14 protein-coding genes are annotated in these 22,890 nt (G+C 41.5%); 9 read left to right on the plus strand and 5 right to left on the minus strand.

The window, feature by feature from the left end; all coding sequences use genetic code 11:
- Positions 1 to 190: 190 nt before the first annotated feature.
- From uvrA to AB4128_RS01755, 4 genes are all read left to right on the plus strand, one after another.
- A complete protein-coding gene (uvrA, locus tag AB4128_RS01740; protein WP_211030730.1) occupies positions 191 to 3,085 on the plus strand; it encodes an excinuclease ABC subunit UvrA in 2,895 nt (964 codons plus the stop codon).
- A 40-nt stretch (positions 3,086 to 3,125) separates the two neighbouring features.
- A complete protein-coding gene (locus AB4128_RS01745) occupies positions 3,126 to 4,130 on the plus strand; it encodes a M20/M25/M40 family metallo-hydrolase (protein WP_372036530.1) in 1,005 nt (334 codons plus the stop codon).
- Positions 4,131 to 4,296: 166 nt separating this feature from the next.
- Complete coding sequence (locus AB4128_RS01750) at positions 4,297 to 6,111, plus strand: DEAD/DEAH box helicase (protein WP_055022881.1); 1,815 nt, start codon at positions 4,297 to 4,299, stop codon at positions 6,109 to 6,111.
- Between the two features lie 127 nt (positions 6,112 to 6,238).
- Complete coding sequence (locus AB4128_RS01755) at positions 6,239 to 7,297, plus strand: lipid A deacylase LpxR family protein (RefSeq protein WP_372036531.1); 1,059 nt, start codon at positions 6,239 to 6,241, stop codon at positions 7,295 to 7,297.
- Here AB4128_RS01755 and AB4128_RS01760 read toward each other — a convergent pair.
- Entirely contained in the window at positions 7,294 to 8,244 is a 951-nt protein-coding gene (locus tag AB4128_RS01760) for a DMT family transporter (RefSeq protein ID WP_372036532.1), read from the minus strand. The genes AB4128_RS01755 and AB4128_RS01760 overlap by 4 nt on opposite strands.
- 245 nt (positions 8,245 to 8,489) lie before the next feature.
- Between AB4128_RS01760 and AB4128_RS01765 the strand changes: the two genes are divergently transcribed.
- Positions 8,490 to 9,593: a phosphoribosylaminoimidazolesuccinocarboxamide synthase gene (locus AB4128_RS01765; RefSeq protein WP_119967787.1), complete on the plus strand. Its 1,104-nt coding sequence runs from the start codon at positions 8,490 to 8,492 to the stop codon at positions 9,591 to 9,593.
- A gap of 58 nt (positions 9,594 to 9,651) precedes the next feature.
- On the opposite strand, the gene AB4128_RS01770 is transcribed toward AB4128_RS01765, so the two are convergent.
- Positions 9,652 to 10,806 carry a DUF1624 domain-containing protein gene (locus AB4128_RS01770; protein WP_372036534.1) on the minus strand — a complete coding sequence of 385 codons (1,155 nt, stop codon included), beginning with the start codon at positions 10,804 to 10,806 and terminating at the stop codon, positions 9,652 to 9,654.
- A 302-nt stretch (positions 10,807 to 11,108) separates the two neighbouring features.
- Between AB4128_RS01770 and AB4128_RS01775 the strand changes: the two genes are divergently transcribed.
- Together AB4128_RS01775 and AB4128_RS01780 are read left to right on the plus strand one after the other, a co-directional pair.
- A complete protein-coding gene (locus AB4128_RS01775; RefSeq protein WP_055022886.1) occupies positions 11,109 to 13,241 on the plus strand; it encodes a TonB-dependent siderophore receptor in 2,133 nt (710 codons plus the stop codon).
- Between the two features lie 61 nt (positions 13,242 to 13,302).
- Positions 13,303 to 14,421: a PepSY-associated TM helix domain-containing protein gene (locus AB4128_RS01780; RefSeq protein ID WP_372036537.1), complete on the plus strand. Its 1,119-nt coding sequence runs from the start codon at positions 13,303 to 13,305 to the stop codon at positions 14,419 to 14,421.
- A 70-nt stretch (positions 14,422 to 14,491) separates the two neighbouring features.
- Here the strand turns inward: AB4128_RS01780 and AB4128_RS01785 are convergent, their stop codons facing one another.
- Together AB4128_RS01785 and AB4128_RS01790 are read right to left on the minus strand one after the other, a co-directional pair.
- Positions 14,492 to 16,672 carry an ExeM/NucH family extracellular endonuclease gene (locus tag AB4128_RS01785; protein WP_372036539.1) on the minus strand — a complete coding sequence of 727 codons (2,181 nt, stop codon included), beginning with the start codon at positions 16,670 to 16,672 and terminating at the stop codon, positions 14,492 to 14,494.
- Between the two features lie 156 nt (positions 16,673 to 16,828).
- Positions 16,829 to 18,391, minus strand: coding sequence for a S10 family peptidase (locus AB4128_RS01790; protein ID WP_372036541.1), 1,563 nt, complete (start codon positions 18,389 to 18,391; stop codon positions 16,829 to 16,831).
- A gap of 196 nt (positions 18,392 to 18,587) precedes the next feature.
- Between AB4128_RS01790 and AB4128_RS01795 the strand changes: the two genes are divergently transcribed.
- Entirely contained in the window at positions 18,588 to 19,571 is a 984-nt protein-coding gene (locus AB4128_RS01795; protein ID WP_372036543.1) for a hypothetical protein, read from the plus strand.
- 188 nt (positions 19,572 to 19,759) lie between these two features.
- Positions 19,760 to 21,199, plus strand: coding sequence for a methyl-accepting chemotaxis protein (locus AB4128_RS01800; protein ID WP_055022890.1), 1,440 nt, complete (start codon positions 19,760 to 19,762; stop codon positions 21,197 to 21,199).
- Between the two features lie 144 nt (positions 21,200 to 21,343).
- Here the strand turns inward: AB4128_RS01800 and AB4128_RS01805 are convergent, their stop codons facing one another.
- Entirely contained in the window at positions 21,344 to 22,711 is a 1,368-nt protein-coding gene (locus tag AB4128_RS01805) for a hypothetical protein (RefSeq protein WP_372036545.1), read from the minus strand.
- Between the last annotated feature and the right edge of the window lie 179 nt (positions 22,712 to 22,890).

Here is a 22,890-nt window from a genome sequence, read left to right on the forward strand (position 1 = left end):
TGACACCGCAGAAAATGAACTAAGCACTTAGCCCTATACAACACTGTATAAAATACTGTATAAATACATCATAAAATCGACAAACCAACATAAACTATTTAGACAAAAATAGCTTAAACCCATTTAAAATTCGGCGGCTTAAAGAAGTAGCTCTCTTACCAAGCCCCTGAGAACAACATCAGAGTGAAGAATGGATACCATTGAAATTCGCGGTGCACGAACCCACAATCTAAAAAACTTTGACCTCAAAATTCCCCGTGACAAACTCATTGTCATTACTGGGCTGTCAGGTTCAGGCAAATCTTCATTGGCCTTCGACACCTTATATGCCGAAGGTCAACGCCGCTATGTTGAGTCTTTGTCAGCATACGCACGCCAATTTTTGAGTTTGATGGAAAAACCTGATGTTGATCATATTGAAGGGTTAAGCCCAGCGATTTCAATTGAACAAAAATCCACTTCACATAATCCACGTTCAACTGTGGGTACGATTACCGAAATTTATGACTACTTAAGATTATTATTTGCCCGTGTAGGTGAACCTCGCTGTCCCACTCATGGTCAGCCCCTAGCCGCACAAACAGTAAGTCAAATGGTCGATAAAGTCCTTGAGTTACCTGAAGGTAGTCGTCAGATGCTGTTGGCGCCTGTCGTTAAAGCACGTAAAGGTGAGCATGTAAAACTCCTAGAGAGTCTCGCAGCCCAAGGTTATGTGCGGGCTCGTATTGATGGCGATGTTTGTGACTTATCAGACCCACCAACCTTAGACTTACATGTAAAACACACCATTGAAGTTGTTGTTGATCGCTTCAAAGTGCGTGACGATCTTAAACAACGTTTAGCGGAATCGTTTGAAACCACCCTTGAAATGTCAGGTGGTATTGCTGTGGTCGCTGATATGGCTGGTGAAACGGAAGAGATAATCTTTTCAGCAAATTTTGCTTGCCCTCATTGTGGCTATTCAATGGCAGAACTTGAGCCACGTATTTTCTCATTCAATAACCCAGCTGGCGCTTGTCAAACCTGTGATGGCTTAGGGGTTCAACAGTATTTTGATGCCGACAGAGTGATCACCAATGGTGAGTTATCACTTGCTGGAGGTGCAATACGCGGCTGGGACAAACGTAACTTCTATTATTTTCAAATGCTCAGCTCACTGGCGGAACATTATAAGTTTGATGTTGAAACACCGTTCCAACAACTTACAGATAAAGTGCAGAAAATTGTACTCCACGGCTCTGGCAAGCAAAGCATTGCCTTTAAATATATTAATGACCGTGGCGATGTGGTGATCCGAAATCATCCATTTGAAGGCATCTTAAATAACATGGACCGCCGCTACCGTGAAACTGAAAGTAACTCGGTTCGTGATGAGCTTTCTAAATTCATTAATACACAACCGTGTAAAAGCTGTGGTGGTTCTCGCTTACGTGAAGAAGCACGTAATGTCTTTATTGGCGAACTAACACTACCTCAATTGACGCAGTGGTCTATTGGCGAAGCCATGACCTACTTTAACGGTGTCGAATTTTCAGGGCAAAAAGCACAAATTGCCGAAAAAATCTTAAAAGAAGTGGGTGATCGACTCGGGTTCCTCGTCAATGTGGGATTAAATTACTTAAGCTTAGATCGTTCAGCAGACACACTATCAGGTGGGGAAGCGCAGCGGATCCGGTTAGCGAGCCAAATTGGCGCCGGACTCGTTGGTGTCATGTATGTATTAGATGAACCCTCTATTGGCCTGCATCAGCGTGATAATGAGCGCTTACTTAATACCTTAATCCATCTTCGTGATCTAGGTAATACCGTGATTGTAGTTGAGCATGACGAGGATGCCATTCGCATGGCAGATCATGTTATCGATATTGGCCCTGGCGCAGGAGTGCACGGTGGTGAAGTTATTTGTTCTGGTGGCTTAAACGATATCATCGAATGTGAAGAATCGATCACAGGTCAGTACATTTCGGGTAAAAAACAGATCCATGTCAGTGAGCAGCGCACCCCAATAGACCCGAAAAAGGTCATTGAACTCACTGGAGCAACGGGTAATAACCTTAAAAATGTCGATTTAACGATTCCTATCGGGCTATTCACTTGTGTAACTGGGGTATCTGGTTCTGGTAAGTCGACCCTAATTAACGATACTTTTTATAAGATTGCTCACCGCATGCTTAATGGCGCCACAATTGATGAGCCCGCTCCGCATAAAAGTATTAAGGGCATGGAGCAATGCGACAAGGTCGTTGATATCGATCAAAGCCCAATTGGCCGAACACCTCGTTCAAACCCAGCCACATATACGGGCATTTTTACTCCGATACGTGAGCTATTTGCCGCAACACAAGAGTCGCGTAGCCGTGGTTACCAACCTGGCCGTTTCTCATTTAACGTAAAAGGTGGACGCTGTGAAGCTTGTCAGGGCGACGGTCTCATTAAAGTAGAAATGCACTTTTTACCTGACGTGTATGTGCCATGTGATTCATGTAAAGGCAAACGCTATAATCGTGAAACCTTAGACGTGAAATACAAAGGCAAAAACATCCACGAAGTGCTGCAAATGACCATCGAAGAAGCACGTGTATTCTTTGACCCTATTCCAGCCATTGCACGTAAACTGCAAACCTTAGTGGATGTCGGTTTGTCATATATTTGCCTCGGACAAAGCGCCACGACCTTATCAGGCGGTGAAGCCCAGCGAGTCAAACTTGCTAAAGAACTGTCTAAGCGTGATACGGGTAAAACCTTGTATATTCTTGATGAACCAACAACCGGGTTGCACTTTGCTGATATTCAGTTATTACTTGATGTATTACATAGACTAAAAGCCAAAGGTAATACTATTGTTGTTATTGAGCACAATTTAGATGTGATCAAAACAGCCGACTGGATTGTGGACTTAGGACCAGAAGGTGGTTCAGGCGGCGGGACAATACTCGTAACAGGTACGCCTGAAGATGTTGCTAAAAACACTGAGTCGCATACCGCACGCTTTTTACAGCCACTGTTGGAGAAAATGCCACAAGTTACTGAGGCTAAACCCAAGAAAGCGGCAAAAAAGACGATAAAAAAATCTGTTAAAAAATAAGCTATCAAGCAACATCGGACGATAAGCCAGAGGGAACGAAATGGAATTTCTAATCAAGCCTCTGGCTAATGCACATACTGTTATCAACAAGGGTATGCGCTTCGCGCTTAAATTACTGAGCCTGATGATGTTATTGTCGCTAACTGCTTGTGCATCTAAAAACTGCGGCAATCAACCTATCAGTCTTTGGGCAGATAAAAGCCAACTGCTCGAAGATATACGTATTTTAACTAGCCCTGAATTTGAAGGACGTAAAACCAATACGCTTGGCGCCGAACAATCTCGGCAATATCTCATCAAACGCTTTCAACAACTCGAACTTACCCCTTGGCAAGATTCGTTTTTAGTCCCCTTTCAATATCGGTCAAACTTCGCTGATAAAGAAGGGATCAATGTTATTGGCACAATTAGAGCCAAAAATGATAGCCAACGATGGCGAGTGATTACCGCCCATTACGACCACCTTGGCAAAAAAGGCAATAAAGTATTTGCTGGTGCAGATGACAATGCTTCAGGCGTTGCTGCTATGCTAGCCATCGCCGAGCATTGGCAGTCAAATGGTGATGACAAGGTTAACTTAATGGTTGTAGCAACCGACGCTGAAGAGTCAGGCTTATATGGTTCTTATGCGGTGGTTGAACAGTTAACAGCACAACCTAGCATGCAGATAGAAATGTCGATAAATTTAGACATGGTAGGTCACCCTTCAAGACCAAAGTCCATTTATATAGAAGGCGAGAGAAATTTAACTGAATTTAATCAGCTTAAATATCAACTCCAAGACTATAATCAATTGTGTGTCAGAGAAAGTCGTTCAAGAATGCAAAACGGCAGCATGGTAAAAATTGACTGGTTACGAGCTTCGGATCATTACCCGTTTCATAAGGCAGGGATTCCATGGCTTTATTTAGGTGTTCCTACCCATAAATATTACCACACGGTAGAAGATACAATTGAAACACTTGATATTGGATTTTTAGCCGCCGTCACTGAGACCGCTTTTGAATTAATCTCAGTGGATAAGCAACAAATTGCTTTTCAATAATCAGGCCAATTTTAGTTTTATATTGAAAATATATAGTCATAGAGGCTAAAGCTTGCTATAATATTGCCCCTTTGACGCGGGAAATCGACACGGGGTTGATTTTCTGTCTGTGAAACTTTAGCACGAATGCGACTATTTTCGTGCATACCCACAAGGCTACAACTCAATGTCATCCGATGAAAGAACTTTCCGCGAACTTGGTTTATCCGAGAATTTGCTTCGTGCCCTTGACGATTTAGGTTACGAAAAACCAACACCAATTCAAGCTGCTAGTATCGATCCTTTAATGGAAGGTAAAGATATTTTAGGTCAAGCTCAAACTGGTACTGGTAAAACTGGTGCATTCGCACTACCACTACTTAATAGTGTCGATCAAAAACTCAATGCTCCTCAAATCTTAGTATTGGCTCCAACTCGTGAGTTAGCAGTACAGGTTGCTGAAGCATTTGGTAGCTACGCAAAACACATGAAAGGCTTCCATGTACTACCTATTTACGGTGGTCAAAGCATGCATCAACAACTTAGTGCGCTACGTCGTGGCCCACAAGTTGTTGTTGGTACGCCAGGTCGTGTAATGGACCACATGCGTCGTGGCACACTGAAACTTGATGCGCTTAAAGCATTAGTACTTGATGAAGCAGATGAAATGCTAAAAATGGGCTTCATCGACGATATCGAATGGGTACTTGAGCACAAGCCAGCTGAAAGCCAATTAGCACTTTTCTCTGCAACTATGCCAGAGCAAATCAAGCGTGTTGCTAACAAGCACCTTAACAAGCCTGTTCATATCAGCATTGCAGCAAGTCATACGACTGTTGAATCTATTGAACAACGTTTTGTTCAAGTATCTCAACACAACAAGCTTGAAGCATTAGTCCGTGTATTAGAAGTTGAAAATACAGAAGGTATTATCATCTTCGTACGTACTCGTAATAGCTGTGTTGAACTAGCAGAAAAATTAGAAGCTCGTGGTTACGCTTCTTCACCATTACATGGTGACATGAACCAACAAGCACGTGAACGTGCTGTTGACCAGCTAAAACGTGGCAAGCTAGATATTCTTATTGCGACAGACGTTGCAGCCCGTGGTCTTGACGTCGAACGTATTGGACACGTAGTAAACTACGATATCCCATATGATTCAGAAGCTTATGTACACCGTATTGGTCGTACAGGTCGTGCTGGCCGTACTGGTATGGCAATTCTTTTCGTTACTAATCGTGAAATGCGTATGTTACGTACCATTGAACGTGCAACGAACAGCCGTATTTCGCCAATGAAAGTACCTAGCCCTGAAACAGTAACAGAGCGTCGTTTATCTCGTTTAGGCGAGCAAGTTCAAGAAACCATTAATGGTGACTTAGACTTCATGAAGAACGCAGTAGCTGAATTATGTCAACAGCTTGAAATCGATACAGATTTACTTGCTGCGGCATTATTACAACAAGTTCAGGCTGAACGTCCTTTACAACTTCCTCCAATTCAAGAGCGTCAACGCGATTCACGTGACCGCGATCGTGATGGTGGCAGAGATCGTAACAGCCGTCGTGATTCACGTGGTGGCCGCCCAATGCCTACAAGCTTTGGCAGTGCAGAAGGCTTAAAAGATAAGCCTGATGTTAAAATGTGTCGTTACGTAATTGAAGTAGGTCGTGATAATGGCGTTGGTGTAGGTAACATCGTTGGTGCAATTGCTAACGAAGCTAATATCGACAGTCAGTTCATTGGTCAAATTCAGTTATTCGACCAAGTGACTTCAATTGACTTACCAGACGGTATGCCAAAAGATGTGTTAACACACCTTCGTAAAGTACGTGTTTGTGGTAAGCCACTTAACATCAAAGAAGCAAGTGACACTCCATTCCCAGAGTCTACACGTAGCGACCGTCCACGTCGTCCACGTAATGACCGTTCTCGTGGTGATCGTAATGATCGTCCTCGTGGCGACCGTCGTCCACGTAAACCACGTGACAGCGAGTAATTGATCACAGTATCAACAATCTGTTGAAACCCTGTAATAAAAATGGAGCTTAGGCTCCATTTTTTTATGCTGTTTTCTGTATAATCCTTCGCTCATTTTGATACCTACCGATACATAGTTTTATTTCATGTTACTAAGCACATACCTAGCCAAACATATTACTCGCGCACTTGCACTAATATGCAGTGTTTTACCTATTGTTGTGTCTGCAGATCAACATCAGCAGGTTTTAGCGACATCAAATGGTGACTGGGTACAGTTCAGTTTTGAGAATGATGCATTTGGCCTTATTAATACCAGTGATAATGGCTACAGCAATGGTTTAGAGTGGAGTTGGGGTAAGGCAATCGTCGATGATTTTGATGAGCTTAACATGCCCACTTGGCTCACAGGTCTTTATGGTTACAGTTATTTAAACCATGGTGCATCAAGACAGTATCAAATTAGCTATAGTGTATCCCAGCGCATGTACACCCCTGATGATCTACAACAAGCGGAACTCATCGAGTCAGACAGGCCATATGCTGGCACCTTATTATGGCAATCTACATTACGTAGTTTTGGTGATGGTATCGCCGATAATCTAAGTATAACTTTAGGTCTTGTCGGGCCAGGTTCACTTGCTGAGCAAACTCAAAAACAAGTTCACGAAATCATTGATGCCAAAGAGCCAATGGGCTGGGATAATCAGTTAAGTAATGAGCCTGTATTCAGAGTTGAAGCACAACGCCTATATCAATGGGCATACACCCCAATTTCAGAAAATGTCGAGTTTGATACTGTTATTCATGGAAATGCGGCAATAGGTAATTTAATGAGTGATGTTGGTGCTGGTATGTCATTTCGTATCGGTAACATTCTGTCTCACAGTTATGCCTTCGTAGCGCAAGCTGCATCAAGAAGTAACAATGGATACCAAGTAAAACCTGCTAGCGAGTTAAGCTGGCAGCTGTTTTTGACCTTGTATGGACGTTATGTATTTAACGATATAACCCTTGATGGCAATAACTTTACAGATAGCCACTCAGTCGAGCTGACGAACCAACAAGCAATGATCAATTCAGGATTTATGCTTAACTGGCAAAACTGGGGATTAACCTTTTCAGTCATTCGTGGCACTGAGCAATATAAAGATCAGCCAAGTACTGCCAATTTTGCAGCAGTCAATATCAACTATCGTTTCTAACGATACCTGTCAGCTGATGGCTGCTTGCGCTTTTGCTGTAATAAAGGCCATATCTGCATGGCAAAAACAGCGCCGACAATTAAGATAATCCCAAGCAATGACCAAGCATCAATGGCATCAGCCCTAAAGGTGTTGGGCCATAAGTTTATCTTTACCACCAGACTATTAGCAATGAAACTCAACACAGGTGTCAGAGCCAGCATAGCGCTGACTTGCGCTGTGGGCCAATACTTGATGGCTTGTCCAAAGCTACCGTAAGCAATCAATGTATTGGCTGCGCAGAATAAAATAATAAACCACTCAGATGAGTTCATCTTAGAGAATTGGCTGAAATCACAGAATGGCGCCATCACGACAACACCCAAACCATAGATATATAGCAATACGTTATTAGGCGATAACTTAGCGATCAGCGACTTTTGCAATAAAGCATAACTGGTCCAAGAAAGTACAGAGAACTGCACGATTAACACCCCAAAACCAATTTGACTATTATCACTGGCAGACATATCAAGACTTGGATGGAAAAACAGTAATACTCCCAAGGCCAGAGTTGCAAAACAGCTCAACTGCACCGCAGTTAAACGCTCCTTAAAAAATAACGCACCACCGAAAGCAAGGTAAAATGGCGCAGTCTGAAAGTTAAGTTGTGCAGTACCTGGCGATAAATAATCTAAGGAATACACAAACGAAGTGTAGTTACACATGAGTAAAATGCCGGCGGCACTGAGCTTAACCCAATCCCCTCGTGAAAGTGACATGAACTGACGTAAATACCCTAGATGCCACATCACCAAAAAGGTCACGATAAATGCCACTAAAAATCGAAACCAAGTCAAGGTAACCGGATCGATAAAATTTCCAGAGAGTGTTAACGCTATCGGTAATATGCCCCAAAAAATGATGGCAATGGACACAAAAAATAAACCGAGTTTGGTAGGATGCACAGAATGTCTCACAGATGTTAACAAAGAGTATAAGCTGCAATATCTTGCCTGATACAGACCAACGAATAAAGCATTAAAAACTAATATTAAGCCCCTCAGTATTCGCTATACAGGATTAAGAGTTTAGCCCTGTTATAAGCATGGAAATCTGGATTAATAAGGGTAAAATAGCCGCCATTAAAATACTGACATATCCTGTTATTAAAGGATAGCTCCCTACACTTAACCTCTAAGGAATACTGGTCATGAGTCTTGCTGATTCAGTTCTCGCAATTAACAATGATTTGCCTATTCGTACCGACAAACCGGTACACAGTGGCAAGGTCCGCAGTGTTTATTGGCTAACCGATACTGATAGTCGCCGCCTTATTAAAGACAAAGGCTACGATGTTCCAGCGGATACACCGTTAGCCATCATGGTGATCAGTGATCGCATTTCAGCATTTGATTGTATTTTCCACGGCGAAGGTAACCTGCAAGGTATTCCTGGTAAAGGCGCAGCACTGAATGCGATTTCTAACCACTGGTTTACCTTGTTTGCAGAGCATGGCTTAGCAGACAGCCATATCCTAGACATCCCACATCCATTTGTTTGGATAGTACAAAAAGCACGACCAATTAAAGTTGAAGCAATTTGTCGCCAATACATTACTGGCTCGATGTGGCGTGCATATGCAAAAGGTGAGCGTGAATTTTGCGGCATCACCTTACCTGAAGGCTTAGAAAAAGATCAAAAACTGCCTGAGCTGTTAATCACTCCTTCTACCAAAGGGATTTTAACAGGTATTCCTGGCGTTCCAGAGCAAGACGATGTCAACATCAGTCGTGCAGACATTGAAGCCAATGTGGAAGCATTTGGGTTTGAAAAGGCATCCGATATCGATTTATACGAAAAACTGCTTAAAGAGGGCTTTAACGTAATTTCAGATGCCTTAGCTAGCCACGACCAGATGTTTGTCGATACCAAGTTTGAGTTTGGTTACGTAGATGACAAAGAAGGTAATTCGAAACTGATTTACATGGATGAAGTGGGTACGCCTGATTCATCACGTATTTGGGATGGTCCTGCTTACCGTGACGGTAAGATTGTAGAAAACTCAAAAGAAGGTTTCCGTCAGTTCTTACTCAATCACTTTGATGATGCTGACATTTTATTAAATAAAGACAGAATGCCTGAACGTGAAGCATTAGCACGTGACAACGATCTACCACTTGAAGCGATGATGAATGTATCGCGTACCTATACCGGTGTTGCTGAAAAAGTCACAGGTAGCAGCATTAAGCTTCCTGAAAACCCTAAAGCCGATATCATTAAGGTCTTACGTGAAAATTACGACTTAATCGACTAAAAGTGAATTTCGCAGAGTAAAAAGGCGCCTAATGGCGCCTTTTTACTGGCAGTGACCTTTAGAAGTACTTAATCCAACCCTGTTTACTTTGATGTTTATATTGACTAAACCACTTGGTGGGAAAATACAGTAATACCGCTAAAATAACTGTCGTAATCCATACCCAACTAATGTCTGTAAATCCATATAAATCACCATAGTTTGGCCCAATTACATTTACTGCAAATCGGTACATAGCAAGTAATAAATACAAATGAACAATATAGAAAAACATCGGCGCTGAGCCAAAGGTAGACAAGACTTTACCGTAACGCGGGTTTACTTTTTCAAGTGCACGTAAACAGAATAAAGTGCCGCCAATAGTCACTAGCAAGAAAGCTAAAGAAGGTGGGTATTTAGTTAAATTAAACACCGACTTCAGCGTCATCAGTATACTGTCACCTTGCTGCCAATCTAAGGTTTCACCATAAATATTAAAACCACGCAAAATAGCGAAAATAACAAAACAGCTTAGACCAAGTTGAATAAGGATTTTGTGACGCTGTTTATCTTCAAATGAAGCACTGTATATTGGCGCCATAACATAGCCTAACAGTATCACGCCTATCCAAGGCAACACGGGATAACTAGCTCTAATTCCAATAAAGTCATTAGGTAAAATATTACCGCGATCATGCAATATCGCCCATAACGTGTAACCCCACTCACCTGGTGAGAACTGTATAGGCGTTAACATGTTGTGGCCAAATACGATGACTAGGCCAATCACACCAAGCCAAACTCGAGGTAAGCCAATCAGTAATGCGAGTGCTAGCATACTAATACCAATCGCCCACATAACCTGTAGCCAAATCATCTCGTAATTACCCATCCACTGAAAAGTAATCACGGTGCATTCTAAGGCAATAATAAACAGACCACGCTTAATTAAAAAAGACCTTGCTGAGCGCTCTGGCCCAAACTGAGGATGACTATATAACCAAGCTGACACACCAGTTAAGAAGACAAAAGTCGGTGCACAAAAATGTGCAGCAAATCGACTGATAAATAACCCTGTACTGGTACTGTCTAAGGTCATTGGGTCAGTCACTTGTTCATGAAAGAAAAATCGCTCCCTGACATGATCTAACAACATGATTAACATCACGATACCACGCATGATATCAATACTATCAATACGCTTTTTAAGTACTGATTGACTTACAGTATTCATTTATTGGGTTCTCTTTGAGAGCTTAGAATGATCATTATTGGCCACAAATGTGCTTTTATCACTATAACAATCATCTGCAAACGGGTTTGTTCTTTATCGAAAATAGCCCATAAAGCCATCTCAAATAACAGTGAAAAATTTTCAAAAAATTTACAATTTAGCTTATTTGTAAATGATAATGATTTTCATTCATTTTTTGTTAACTTTTCTTTATCATTTGGTGCAAATACTCCATTTGCAATAACAATTGCCCATTCTAGTGAAAAGCACTGTGCTTTCACAGCAGTTAAGATGATGAAAATATGAAACTAAGTCCTATTTACTTATCCATGTTATGCGCTTTAAGTGCATTACAAAGCGTATCAGCAGAAGAAATTAATGAAACTGATAATCAGAATCAGCCGAGCAATCTAGAAGTGATTGAAGTTAAAGGCCGATATATTGAAGGTTATAACGCTCACTCAGCAAGTGGAGCTTCTCGATTAGACTTAGCAATTGTTGACATTCCTCAATCCGTTTCTGTTATCACAAGCGCGCAGCTACAGGATTTTCAGTTAAATGATATTAACTCTGCATTAGATAGCGCTACCGGTATTAATGTTGAGCGTATCGAAACTGATCGAACTTACTACACGGCACGTGGTTTTGATGTCACCAACTTTCAAATTGATGGCGTCGGTTTACCACTAACCAATGGTAATAACCACGCAGATGAAGATACTGCGATTTATGACCGTATTGAAGTTATCCGTGGTGCAAATGGCCTAATGACTGGTGTCGGTAATCCATCTGCCACCATTAACTTTATTCGTAAACGCCCTACGGCACAAAGTAACCTTAATTTACGAGCGAGTTACGGAAGCTGGGATAACAAACGCATAGAAGCCGATGGCACTTACGTAATTAATGATACTTTTGCAGCAAGAGCTGTTGCCGTCAAGCAAACCAAAGATTCATATTTAGACAGATATGAAACTGACAAGACGATTATGTATGCCTTTCTCGAAGCCAACTTGGGTGACAATACATCATTATCTATTAGCCACAGTTATATAAATAATGATGCTAAAGGCAATAACTGGGGCGCTTTGCCACTTTTCTATACTGATGGCAGCCCAACCAATTATGATCGCTCAACCAATACTTCAGCTGACTGGTCAAATTGGCAAGTTGTCAAAAACAATACTGTCGCAGAGCTAAGCCATTACTTTAATAATGACTGGCATTTACGTGCAACCTACTCACACCGCACCACCGATGAAGATACTGAGCTGTTCTATGTATATGGCACACCAGATAAAGAAACCGAGCTCGGATTAACTGGTTATGGCAGTGAGTATGATCTTGATGATGAACATGATTTAGTCGACGTATATTTAAATGGTGACTTTGAACTGTTTGGAAGAGACCATCAGCTGGTCGTGGGTGTGAACTATGCGAAAGTAAGTTATATCGACACATCCTTATATGATTACACCACTGGTAATGGTTTCCCAGCAATGCCAGATCTCAACACCTGGGATGGTAATACTCCTAAACCAACTTTTGCTGACGGCCTGAGTGGCAGTGATGTTGAAGCGACCCAAAAAGCGGCTTACTTCACAGGTAGATTTAATTTATTCGAAGGTTTCCACTTGATTGCTGGCGGTCGCTTTAATGACTGGCAGGTTGATGGAGAAGCTTATGGTAATGATCAAACTGTAGAAGATGCTGAATTCATTCCTTATGTTGGCGCAGTTTATAATATCATTCCTGAACTTTCAGCCTATGCGAGTTATACCGAAACATTCACCTCTCAAACAGAAAAAGATATCAATAACAACATCTTGAAACCTGTTACGGGCGAAAGCAGCGAAATAGGGCTAAAAAGTGAGTTATTTGATGGCAGGTTGATCACCACTGTGGCTTACTTCAATGTCATTCAAACCAACTTAGCGACGCTAGACCCAGATACCGCTGAGCTTCCACCGACTGAACAGCGTTATTACGGTGCAGATGGCATCGAGAGTAAAGGCTTTGAACTTGATGTTGCTGGCGAAGTTTACCCAGGATTAAATGTGAGTCTTGGCTACACTGACTTTGATATCAGTACTAGCGACGAAACGAATCAGGTAGCTAATTACACTCCTGAAAAATTATTCAAGTTAGGCACCACTTATGAAATTCCATTCTTAGAAGGCTTAACAATTGGTGCAAACATGCGCTGGCAGGATGATATTTTCCGCTACCAAGAACCAACGAAAACAGTTGTGACTACGCAAGATGCGTATGCCATTGTTGATCTGATGGCTCGTTATGAATTTAACGAAAATATTGAGCTAAGCGTTAATGCTAAAAACATCACCGACGAGAAATACTTAACGAGCCTATACTGGGCGCAAGGTTTCTATGGTGCTCCAACAAATTATAGCGCGACATTAAGCTGGAAATTATAAGCTGATGTAGGGGCTTCTTGCTGTAAAGCAAGAAGCCTTTTTGATCTAATTAGAGTCAATTATGAGAAAAACATTATTTAAATGGCACTCCTATGGAGCCTTAATTGCGATGCTGCCGTTATTGATCATTTCAATAACTGGCAGCATTTTGGTTTTTAAGGTCGAAATAGACAGCCTATTGCGCCCATCACACATGGTCGTTGATGCCACAACAACCAGCGAGCGAGTTAGCCTAGATACCTTAATGCAAACGACACTAGCTGCAAATCCAGGTTACGAGCTCGGTGGATGGGAATTATTTGACGATAAGCACCGTTCAGATGCAGGTTACTTGATTAAGCACGGCACTGAACAATGGGAAAAGATTTATATCAATCAATATAACGGCGAGTTATTGTCAGTCTCCCAGCCAATGGGACACTACATCACTGATTGGTTGCTCGAATTGCATTACACCTTTTTACTCGATGTTAAAGGCGCTTGGGTTGGCTTTGCTGCCGCACTGATCATGTTATTTTTAGGGATCAGCGGCATCATTTTATACCGTCGTTTTTGGGCAAAGTTGTTCACCATGCGCTTTAAAGCCGTTAAGCGTGTTTTATTCAGTGATATTCACAAGTTCATCGGCATTTTAAGCTCACCAATTTTAATCATCATGGCTTTTACCGGTGGCTACTGGAACATTGCTGGCATCTTGCATGAAATAAACGAACACGGTGATGGCGGCCATGTTTACATCACTGCTCCACTTCATAGCCCTGAGATTTCTTTCGAGTCATTGCGGCTAAAAAGCCATGCTGAAATACCCAGTTACCAAGCTGGCTACTTGGCTATGCCCCATGAACCCGAACGAGATATTACTTTTTATGGCGCAGTACAAAGCAGTAACCCTTTGCATAGTGAGTACGCAAGCACTGTCAGTTTTGACAAAACCACAGGCAAACTCCTTCATAAACAAGATATTCGAGAAGCGGGTTTATTAATGGTGTTTTTAGACAGTTTTAGAAAACTGCACTTTGGTTACTTTGGCGGACTCATTACTCGTATTATTTGGTGTATTGTAGGGTTAATGCCAGTACTACTAGGCTTCACAGGCTTATATTTATATTGGAATCGGCGTCAGCAAAAATCCGCATCCAAACGAGCCAGAGTGGCCATAGACTCTCAGCCAGTGGCTTGAAGTGACAACAACCAATAAAAAAGGAGCCTAAGGCTCCTTTTCTACTAACCTACCATACCCAATCTCGCCATTAGTGATGAGCTGACTCATTTTGAAGCCTAAACGTACGGCCAAGGCATAAGGTCAATAAAAGTAATAAACCCAAGTAACCTAAACTGCCACCAGCATCTTGTTTAATTTCACCGACTTTTACTTTTGATACTGCCGCTTGAGGGTATGCCAGCGCTATGAGCACTGGATCATGATCTGATGAAGAGTAAACATTGTCAGACTTGGCTAGCTCTCCGGTATATTTACTGCTGTATTCGAACAAGTTAGATTCAACCGCATTGATATGCCAATCTTCAATGGCTACCATACGTGCTGCTAAGCTGGCATTACCTAAGGCGTGGTCTAAATTGCCTAGTTCACCTCGATAACTGTATGAGTACGTCGCTGCGCCATGGGCTTGCGTATTTAAATTAATAAACCCATAGCCTTTATCAATTACCTGGCCTGCTGCTTCATACTCAACGCCATTTAAACGGGTATGTGATGCCGTTTTAATGACTCGTTCACTTAGCGCTGCATCATAATCAGTTAGCACTGCTAATGGATCTTCTTTACCATAGGCATTTAAATCACCAATAACCAATACATCCCCTTCTATGTCTTTAACCGACTCGCCTATGACCTTAGCAGCAGAGACTCGAAACGCATTACACTTGCCTTGTAAATCTACTGGCTCTGATTCTTCATTGAAGCTTAACCAATCTTCGACACAGCCTGAGCCTTTAGATTTAAAGTGATTCACTACGATTGTCAGTTTTTGCTCATCAATCATAAAAGCTTGCATTAAGCTATGGCGCTGGTATTTATGATATGCAGGGTTCGTTTCTTTTACATCGCCATTTCTACGTGTAATCACCCCTTCTTCTAGATGCTGTTCAGGTGTTGGTATCACCTTTGCTTTTCCATCTAAAGTCACCACAGAAGGTCGATATAATATACCGACAGCAATAGCATCTGAGCCGACAAAGCCGCCATTATCAGTGACTTCAACAAATTGATAAGCAAGTTCAGCAGGCAGCTTTGCATTAAGCGCTGTGACTAAGTTTTGAATGGCACTTAATTCACCAAAGCCATTATTCTCAACTTCCATTAAACCAATAATATCTGCATTCATTGCCGCCATTGCATTAACGATTTTTGTCCGTTGCAATCGCATTTCTGACTCAACTTTTGCCCCTCGGTTATGGCCTAATGGGTTAGCATCTCCGCCAAATTCGCTATTAAAGAAATTCAGCACATTAAAACTGGCGACCCGAATATCACCTTGGTTTGCAATCGTAGGTGCCGCCGTTCTGTCTTGATTACGAATAAAGTCGCTAGCATTGATGCTATTGGTTGGCATCAAACGGTATTGATCGTAGCTATAGCCAATGACTCCTTCAATGTTGGTCAAGGTATCTCCGATACGAATATAACCGTTATCGGCATTAAAATTTGAAAAATACGGCACCTCGCCATGCGCAGCTTTATAGTCAGATTCAACCACAAGTTGATTGCTGAGATTGGCACTGTGTAATGCGATTGCGTCAGTGGATAAAGGTGAATAAACCTGGGTGGCTTTCATTAATGGTGCTTGATGTGACAACACCATGTTATTACGGTATGAATCATAATCGAGGCTAAATGAACGTGTGACTTTCATATCACTCGCTGTTGTTAACACAACTTTCATGCCTTCAAATCGCTCAAGAGCTTGAGCCAAACTTTGACCTTCTTGAACCAATAAAGGCGTAGCAGCAAGCTCACCAACATGGTTACCGAGTGTAAATTTTTGCTGTTGTTCTATATTGATTTGGGTAAAGCCTGAATACTCTTGTACTTTACCTGTGACACAGACTTCCATCCCTGGGACGATTTCTTCGGGTGCAGACGCTCCCCAATGCACAAAAATACCGTCTGATGCTAAAGGTGAACCTGCAGCGAGAGGATCTTGAATAAAGAAACCTTTGTATAATCTATCAGCTCGAGCTGTTACTACGCCTCGAGTGGTTAATTCATTAACCGATTCATTTGTGCCTTCCACCACAAACGGGCTACTGCTTCCTGTGCCTTGGATCTGAGAAATCGGGGTAATCGAGGCAGCTTCACATAACACATCACTCGCCGTTGACGCTGCTTCATTGACCGTTTTAGCTTGTAACCACATCGGCATGGACAACGTAATCCCTAGCGATACTGCCGATAACATCCTTAATCTCATTGACCACTCCAACTCATTATCTTTCTGCTTTGTAATACAAAATAACTCAATCAACAACTCGGTTGATTTCCTAATCAAAATAGGAGCCGAAGCTCCCATTTTATGTGTCATCCAGTCAAGCTTAAATCGCCGCTTGCGCAACTGAAACATGATTTATTAGTATTTTGCCGCTATATCTGGTTTAGGCATGGTGTTCTCAATAAATTCACGTAAGTCTTGGTTTGACTGTTTTAGATCTTCAGAACGTAAGTACATCATATGACCACTTCGATAACCTTTAAAACTTAAACGGTCTTTCATCTTGCTACTTGGATCAAGTTGCCACATGGTGTATTTGGCATCAAAGTAGTTGGTCGCACCGTCATAGTAACCAGCTTGTACCATGACATTTAAATACGGGTTTTGTGCCATTGCTTGACGTAAGTTTTCACCGGTTTTGTTGTTAGTGCGATCCCACGGATGCACATCACCTAACATGTAATACTTAATATCGGTTTTATAGTTTAACTCTTCACGAATGTACGCATTAATTGCTGGTGTAAAAGAGTGTAACCATGACGTTAACTCAGCATTGTAATCTGGACTATCGCCAATATCTTGCTTATCAATCCCTAAGTAACGAGAATCTAAACGCCCCACAGTTTGACCACGCTCACGTAATAATTCTTTCCAGAAAAAGCGAGTTGAGACATCTAGATTAGACTTCAATACAGCATCGACACTTAAGCCTGAAAAGTAAGCTACTTTCTCAGCAATTTTTTGCTTATGATCAGGCGCAATAAAACCACCCATTGCCAACGCAGGTATGTATTCATTAATGGTAAATGCCTCAACCTCAGGTAAAAACTCGGTTAAATCTGTATTTTGTAAATCGGCAGATAACGCCTTGTGATACCAAGCGGCTGCGGCAAAATAAGGAAGGCGGTTAGCGGCTTTTACAGGGCCTTTGCGTTCAATACCAATATCGGTTGGTGAAACCAGCACGACGCCATTTAAATACATCCATTGACGGTCTTGTAACTCCAATGCCAAACCAGATACACGTGTAGTACCGTAACTTTCACCGATTAAGTATTTAGGTGAACGCCAGCGCTCATTGCGACTCACAAAGGTATTTAGCCATTCTGCTAAATACTTAATATCAGCATTAACCCCAAAAAACATTTCCTGTTGTTCATCTTTTGATGGCATCTCGCCATCTTTATTAGGTAACACCCGTGAATAACCCGTATTAACAGGGTTTACATACACGATATCGGCAACATCTAAAATAGAATATGGGTTGGTTTTAACCCCATAAGGCTGCAAAGGATAGCCTTCGTCATCAACGTTAATGGCACGAGGACCTGTGTAACCTATGTCCATCCACACAGACGCTGAACCTGGACCACCATTAAATGAGATCAATAAAGGACGTTTGGCGTTATTTCTAACGTTATCTCGCTGATAATAGGTATAACTTAAGGTTGCGACCGCATCACCATTTTCGTTCCACACAGGTTGGGTACCAACCGTTGCAGTATAAGAAAAGCTATTACCATTCACTTTCGTTTTATGTTCAGTGACTACCGTTTCATCAATGGCAATTTGACGACTATGCATACTGACATTTGTCTGCTTATGAGCTGACGCTTCATTACTTTGGTCAGCAATAACGTCGCTTACTGTCATCATTGATGCAACGCTGACCATCACAGCCGCGAGGGGAATTAGCTTCATACCTGTTCTCTTTTTGTTATCTATATTAGGATATTGATGTGATCTTATTAAATTACCAAATCATAAGAAGTGCAATCACAGTAATATAACCTCAGCCCGCGACTGCACTCAAATCCAAATAAGCAACTGAATTTAAAGTATAAAAAAGATCAACAATAATCGTAAGCAAACGTACATTCACATTTAAGGTCGCTTAATGACACAGGTAACATCTCAATCTTGGTTACAACCTGATTGGCCCAAGCAAGCACAGCAGTGGGTAAATCGATCATTAGGGGAGCTGGATTACCAAATTATTGGTTCGTTAGCGCTGATAAAAGGCTGGAGTCTCGGGTACGTTTATAAACAAAAGACAAACAAAGGTGATGTATTTTTTAAAGCCACTGCTTCACTACCTTTGTTTTCTAATGAATCGCAGTTATGTGCAACATTGTATGACCTTTTTCCAAATGCTATAGCAACCACGCTGGCTTATGAACCTAGGCAACAATGGTTACTAACCGCTGATTTTGGCACTGCTTTTGTTGATACTGTGCCATTGTCAGATTGGGCGCTCCCCTTTAATGCCTTTGCAAAATTGCAGCAGCGCTCTATCCAGCATCTCGATAAATTAATCGATTCTGGCTGCATACAACGTGATATTCGTAACTTACCCGATCAATTAACAGCCATGTTTGCTGATGACAACATAACCGCTCGCCTACCTAAGGACATGCCACAATCTGCTGCGCAAATCAGCGAGGTCATGACTAAATTGACACAACAGATTAATGCATTGCTGCAACTTGGCCTCCCTAACACCTTAGTGCATAGTGATTTACACATCGAAAATATTGCACCCAATAATGCATTAGCAACTGAACAAGCAAGCGAGCCGTTTATCTATTTTGATTGGAGTGATGCATGTATTAGCCACCCATTTATCGATGGCACCTATGTCTTTCGCATGGAAAAAACACCTGCAAAGCAGCAAATTGTTCAAGCCTATTTATCCCAATGGCAAAGTTATGCTGATATGGAGGCGCTTCATGAAGCTTGGCACTTAGCCGAAGGGATCTGTTATGCCCATCAAGCAGTCTCTTATGGCGCGATGAACCACATTCTCGATCACGATATGGATTTATTACATGCCTTTGAAAATGCCTTTAGGCGTTTCATGGTTAATTTATTGAATAAATAAATGAAAACACATCTTTACTTAGCACTGTTTTAAGGTGTGTATAATCAGACTGCGCCAGCGTTTGTTGAGTCAATGTTCCCTATGTAGCATAACCGATAAAAAAGCGCTTTTTTTGTGAAAAAACCATATCAAATCGACGCCACCTGCTCTAGAATCCAATTAATTTCTTCTATTCAAGTGCTGATTTTATGAAACAAGTTGAATTTCGTAATATTGATAAACTGTTTATCAAAATGTCTATTAACGACAAGTTCTGGGCAATTTTCGGGTTATTCTTAGTAATATTGAGCTTTGTCTCAATTAATACCTACCTAGACCGTATCGATCAGATAGAACAACAATCAATGGCAATGTTAACTGAAAAGGTCAACACCACAGTTAATACGCTTATCGCCACTGATCAAATCGAACAAGCTGCAACCACTGGCTTATCGGTATCGACTTATCATCAGCAAAGCGAACGTAATGGCAACAACATTACCGCAGTAATGCAATCAAATGGACAATACTTCTCGCTTAACCAGTCTGTTTATCAACTAGAGGCAGATGCCAAACAAGCGGCACTTTATAGCTTATTGCTCACGTATTTATGGGTACTGCCTTTTGCATTAGTGATTTATTGGAATGCGACCTTTATTGGCGGCGCACTTTTCGTGCTGTGGGATACCACTAAAAAAATTGGCAATGGTGATTTAACGTCTCGCTTGGGCTTCCACCCAGGTCGTGATGAGTTCGGCACCATAGGTTGCGCATTAGATAAAGCGATGGACACATTAACCGAACTGGTTGTGACGGTTAAGCAAAGTGCAGATACCTTGCACCATACCTCGTCTTCATTTGCCGATGAAACACAGCAAAGCGCCGAGCAAATAGATCAACAATATGTCTCTTTAGACTCTGTTGCGACTGCGATGGAAGAAATGACGGCATCGTCGTTAGAGGTATCAAACATTGCTAAAAACGCCACGCAGCAAGTTGAGCAAGATTCTGAATACACTAAGCAAAGCTACAATCGTGTAAAAAGAGCAATCGAAGAGATTGAGCAATTATCAACATACATTGAAAAAACCTCAGACTCCGTAGGCAGCTTGAAAGAAAACGCGACCAAAATTAATGAAGTGATTACTACCATTAATGCTATTTCAGAACAAACGAACCTATTGGCATTAAATGCCGCTATTGAAGCAGCTCGAGCGGGTGAAATGGGACGAGGCTTTGCCGTCGTTGCAGACGAAGTCCGTACCTTAGCCAGTCGTACACAATCAGCAACGGTTGAAATCCAAAGCATGATTGAGCAATTGCAATCTGAAACCCTTAACATTGATAGCATTACCCAAGATACAGTTAAGCAAGCGCAAAGTAGCAGTGATTTAATTGCCAACATTGGGACAGACGTGAACTCAATTGCCGAGTCTTCTCGTTCGATTATGGACATGAGTTTCCATATTTCAACCTCTTCAGAAGAACAAAGCGCGGTGGCAAACGATATTGCTAAAGAGCTGACGGAAATTCGTGTTAAGTCTAATACCATCAGAGATCTTGCTAATCAGTCATCAAGTGGTGTTGCTGATTTATCTGAAGCATCAGCCAACTTAGGCCGAATTTTAAGTAACTATCAAACAGCCTAAATAGCTTTGATAACGACGCATGCTTTAAAGCTCAAACATCGACAGGCCAAAGCCTCATAACAAAAATGCCGATAGCATCAACTATCGGCATTTTTTATGAAACTGCTTCCATTCGCAGTAATGTTATTGGCACTCTACGAAAGATTACAATTGGTGTAATGTATAGCCAAACTGACTTTGGCTATCTTGGGTAAGTACAAAGCTGTAATTCGTGTCACCATCAAAACTGATTAAATCAGACTGGTATAGCAAGGTCTGTGTGCCGTTATCAGATTCATATACGACATTTATTTCATAATCATCTTGCGGCATAACCAAGCTATCTTGCTCTTCAAAATCGAGGTTTTCAATGGTGTATTGTGCTGACTCAATGGTTTCAGTGCTGCTGACAAAGTACACAATCACATCATCGTAATCTTGAGATAGGTTAGCGACATCAACATTATATTCATAAGCTCTTGGGCGAAGGTCATGCTCTATCACCATGCCTTTGACAGTATCATCTCGATACAACAATAAAGTGCGGATGTCGTCTTGGTTAAACGTCACAAGCACATTGTCTAAAATGACTTCGCTAGTCTCCGCATTGGTTACCGTCACACCATAATCATTAAACCCTGTTTGCGAATACTCACTGGTAGTAAATGGCGTAATGTCTTTCAAATAGTGGGACTCTAACTTACTTACGACATCAATATCTAACGTGGTATCTTCTAAACCATTGAACACTCTAAAGTCGGCCGTTGAATCAATATTGGTGTAAGTCACAGGGGTTGATGTTGAATCAACACTGTCCAAAGTGATTTTTAAATCGCCAGAGCCAAAACTATTTCTTAGAACAAACTTATAAACCGTTTCACTGGTTAAGCTCATGCTATCAGTGGTATAAACCACATTATCTGTGCCCTGCTCTGTCAGGTAAATGATGTACTCATCGGTATTTAGCATCAGCTCTGAGGTATAACCACCGTAGTTGATACTGCCTATCATAGTGGCATCTTGATAACTGTCACTATCAAGCGAGATATAGGCGTCATAAGCGTTATCTTCACTGGTTACATTGGCAACCAATACCTGCATTTTACTGTCGTCACTATCCTCGTCATCATTGATATCATCCATATCACTGCGATCATATTCGATATCTAATAACTCAGGTGAAACATAATCACCGTAAAGCACATATAAGTGATTTGCCTCATTACTCAAACTAATCGTCTGGCTATAAATACTGACAGTATCCTCATATTCATCCAGACCATAGATTTCCATATCAACACTACCCGTATCATATCCGTAACGTGGCATTGCATCACCAAATTCAACGTCGGTGTATTGGTAGTCATCTAAAACTAATGATGTTGCTGTGCTATCCGCTGAGGCATTATAAAATTGTACGTACGCAACAGAATCCGAATCATCATCACTGCTGCCATCAATCGAATCACATGCTGCTAATGAAACACTTCCCAAGCAAACCATCATCAAACTACATACATTTTCGTTAAACATACTCACTCCATTAACTGTTTAATTACATTCTCAGGAGATAGGACAGAGCACGGATGTAATTGACCGTAAAGAAGTGTAAAGAAGATAAAGCCTGCGTAAATGGCTATTTATTCGGGGAACTCAACTATTTTAAAGATATAAAAAAGCACCGCCTAAGCAGTGCTCTAATGGGTTAAGTC

The sequence above is a fragment of the Shewanella sp. 10N.286.52.A9 genome, assembly GCF_041468985.1.
GTDB classification, from domain to species: Bacteria; Pseudomonadota; Gammaproteobacteria; order Enterobacterales; family Shewanellaceae; genus Shewanella; species Shewanella japonica.

What these genes read in the sequence shown, in the direction of transcription:
- AB4128_RS01775 (WP_055022886.1), top strand. Translation starts at nt 11,109, where the DNA reads ATGAAACTAAGTCCTATTTACTTATCCATGTTATGCGCTTTAAGTGCA.
- AB4128_RS01755 (WP_372036531.1), top strand. Translation starts at nt 6,239, where the DNA reads ATGTTACTAAGCACATACCTAGCCAAACATATTACTCGCGCACTTGCA.
- AB4128_RS01800 (WP_055022890.1), top strand. Translation starts at nt 19,760, where the DNA reads ATGAAACAAGTTGAATTTCGTAATATTGATAAACTGTTTATCAAAATG.
- uvrA (WP_211030730.1), top strand. Translation starts at nt 191, where the DNA reads ATGGATACCATTGAAATTCGCGGTGCACGAACCCACAATCTAAAAAAC.
- AB4128_RS01790 (WP_372036541.1), bottom strand. Translation starts at nt 18,391, where the DNA reads ATGAAGCTAATTCCCCTCGCGGCTGTGATGGTCAGCGTTGCATCAATG.
- AB4128_RS01770 (WP_372036534.1), bottom strand. Translation starts at nt 10,806, where the DNA reads ATGAATACTGTAAGTCAATCAGTACTTAAAAAGCGTATTGATAGTATT.
- AB4128_RS01765 (WP_119967787.1), top strand. Translation starts at nt 8,490, where the DNA reads ATGAGTCTTGCTGATTCAGTTCTCGCAATTAACAATGATTTGCCTATT.
- AB4128_RS01795 (WP_372036543.1), top strand. Translation starts at nt 18,588, where the DNA reads ATGACACAGGTAACATCTCAATCTTGGTTACAACCTGATTGGCCCAAG.
- AB4128_RS01750 (WP_055022881.1), top strand. Translation starts at nt 4,297, where the DNA reads ATGTCATCCGATGAAAGAACTTTCCGCGAACTTGGTTTATCCGAGAAT.
- AB4128_RS01745 (WP_372036530.1), top strand. Translation starts at nt 3,126, where the DNA reads ATGGAATTTCTAATCAAGCCTCTGGCTAATGCACATACTGTTATCAAC.
- AB4128_RS01805 (WP_372036545.1), bottom strand. Translation starts at nt 22,711, where the DNA reads ATGTTTAACGAAAATGTATGTAGTTTGATGATGGTTTGCTTGGGAAGT.
- AB4128_RS01785 (WP_372036539.1), bottom strand. Translation starts at nt 16,672, where the DNA reads ATGAGATTAAGGATGTTATCGGCAGTATCGCTAGGGATTACGTTGTCC.
- AB4128_RS01780 (WP_372036537.1), top strand. Translation starts at nt 13,303, where the DNA reads ATGAGAAAAACATTATTTAAATGGCACTCCTATGGAGCCTTAATTGCG.